The 1766-nt window shown below is 61.1% G+C and carries 3 protein-coding genes and 1 pseudogene; 2 read left to right on the plus strand and 2 right to left on the minus strand.

The features are described 5' to 3' along the window. Positions 1 to 12: 12 nt before the first annotated feature. Complete coding sequence (locus BUC08_RS24090; protein WP_037932139.1) at positions 13 to 741, minus strand: HupE/UreJ family protein; 729 nt, start codon at positions 739 to 741, stop codon at positions 13 to 15. Positions 742 to 802: 61 nt separating this feature from the next. Continuing rightward, positions 803 to 1159: a hypothetical protein gene (locus BUC08_RS24095; protein WP_037932146.1), complete on the minus strand. Its 357-nt coding sequence runs from the start codon at positions 1157 to 1159 to the stop codon at positions 803 to 805. An 84-nt stretch (positions 1160 to 1243) separates the two neighbouring features. On the opposite strand from BUC08_RS24095, the gene BUC08_RS24100 reads away from it, so the two are divergent. Next, a complete protein-coding gene (locus BUC08_RS24100) occupies positions 1244 to 1504 on the plus strand; it encodes a metal-sensing transcriptional repressor (protein ID WP_037932142.1) in 261 nt (86 codons plus the stop codon). 8 nt (positions 1505 to 1512) lie between these two features. Beyond that, positions 1513 to 1766, plus strand: a pseudogene (locus BUC08_RS24105) (MFS transporter); the annotation flags it as partial.

Raw genomic sequence — 1766 nt, forward strand, 5'->3', positions numbered from 1 at the left:
TCTCCTAAACTCTCAGGTGGCTACGAAGTAGCCGGTGATTTGCAGGCCCATGAGGATGAACCCCATGGACATCATGATTACGTTGGCGGTGTAGGCCTGGCGGAAGAAGTTCGGGGATTTCCTCCAGTAGCCCATGACGATGAGGATCACGGCAAGCGCCAGAAGCTGGCCCAGTTCGACGCCCACGTTGAACGCCAGAAGGTTGGCCAGCAGCCCGTCCGAGGCGATCTCGTAGTCGAGGATCTTGGTGGCCAGGCCCGTGCCGTGGAAGAAGCCGAAGATCAGCGTTGCGGCCTTGGTGTTGGGCTGGACGCCAAACCAGCGTTGGTAGGCTCCCAGATTGTCGAGCGCCTTGTAGACCACCGAGAGGCCGATGATCGCATCGATGATGTAGGCGTTGATGCCCCATCCGAACCAGACGCCCGCGAGCATCGTGGTCGAGTGCCCGATGGCGAAAAGGCTGACATAGATGCCGACATCTTTCATCTTGTAGAGGAAGAAGACGACGCCGAGCAGGAACAGGATGTGGTCGTAGCCGGTCACCATGTGCTTGGCGCCGAGATACATGAAGGGGATGATGTTTACCCCCCAGATTTCCTGGATATAGCCCGCGTCGCCTTCGGTGACGTTATGGGCAAGCGCGTGACCGGCACTCAGAACGAGTGCCGACAGCGCAATGAAGGACAGGATCACGATCCGGCGCATGCCGGAATCGGTCCAGCCCCGATGCACTGTATTCATGGATTGAACTCCGCGTAGTTGTTTGATGATTGCTTGCAACGCGCCAATGGCGCGCGGTCGATCAGACGCGCGGAGGTCGTTCGATCAGGTCTATCCGTAACGTGTTCGCCGTGGCCGCACCCAGCCGCCACGCAGCCCTGTAGATTTCCATGGGATGCGCCGACAGATCGGGGCCAGGGACGACCGCCTGGCTATGATCGTGATCGACGCTGTCGTGGCTGTGTCCATGCGAGGCCCAAGCCAGGTCTTCTTCCAGACCGTGCGAATGCCCGTGCTCGGCAATTATTTCCGCGTGCTCCTGAAGCACGTCGAGGATCGCAGGCGTATGCGAGGTTGCGGGCATCACCGACCAGACAAGCACGGCCGCGCAGAGAAGCGTCGCGAACGCGGCCTTTCCGATTGTCCGTAAGGTTGTCATCAGCTTTGCCTGCCCGCTCGTCGCTCGCGTGGTGCGTCGTGGCACCATCTTGTTGTATCCCCCAGGGGAGGATAAGCCTTATCTATGACAAATCCCCCGGTCCATGCAACCCATCCCGCCCTGATTGCCCGGCTGAAACGTGCTGACGGCCACCTGCGCGCCGTGATCGAGATGATCGAGGCGGGCAAGCCATGCCTTGAGATCGCCCAGCAGATGCAGGCGGTCGAAAAGGCCGTCACGAACGCCAAGCGGGCGCTGATCCATGACCACATGGACCATTGTCTGGACGCCGAAGGCTCCGAAACCGATCGCGCCGAGCTGCGGACGATCGCCCGATATCTCTGAGGTCCGCCATGTTCGACATCCTCTCCGACTGCACCTACCGCCATCTGTTTCTGGCGCAGGTCGTGGCGCTTCTGGGAACCGGACTCGCGACGGTGGCGCTCGGGCTTCTTGCTTTCGATCTTGCAGGGGACGGCGCGGCGCTGGTGCTCGGCACGGTTTTCACCATCAAGATGGTGGCCTATGTCGGTATCGCCCCCATTGCCGGGGCCTTCGCGGACCGGGTGCCGCGCCGCGCGTTATTGGTGACGCTCGATCTGGTGCG

It is taken from the genome of Pseudosulfitobacter pseudonitzschiae, assembly GCF_900129395.1.
GTDB lineage: Bacteria > Pseudomonadota > Alphaproteobacteria > Rhodobacterales > Rhodobacteraceae > Pseudosulfitobacter > Pseudosulfitobacter pseudonitzschiae.